This window comes from Lysobacter sp. ESA13C, assembly GCF_019970005.1.
In the GTDB taxonomy this organism is placed as follows: Bacteria; Pseudomonadota; Gammaproteobacteria; order Xanthomonadales; family Xanthomonadaceae; genus Lysobacter; species Lysobacter antibioticus_B.
On the sequence record NZ_JAHXYK010000055.1, the window covers coordinates 1 to 254 of the forward strand.

The 254-nt window shown below is 70.9% G+C and carries 1 protein-coding gene; it reads right to left on the minus strand.

Annotated features, from left to right (window positions below; all coding sequences use genetic code 11):
* Positions 1–254, minus strand: a 254-nt coding sequence (locus LC490_RS24650) for a condensation domain-containing protein (RefSeq protein WP_223621914.1), incomplete at both ends; no start/stop codon positions are given.

Genomic DNA, 254 nt, shown 5'->3' on the forward strand with positions numbered 1-254 from the left:
GCGTCAGTTCCGCATCCAGCTCGCAGCGCACGAAGCCGCCCGCATAGTCCTGCTGCGCAGGACGCGGTCGGTCGCTCGGCACCTCCAGCAGCCCCGGCGCTCCCGCCAGCGCCTCTTTCCAGTACGCCCCCTGCGCCTGCAACACCTCGCCCGACACCCAGCGTCGCTGCCACGCCGCGTAGTCCGCGTACTGGAGCGACAGCGCAGGCAACGGGTCGGCTTCCCCACGACTGTACGCGCCATACAACGCGCTC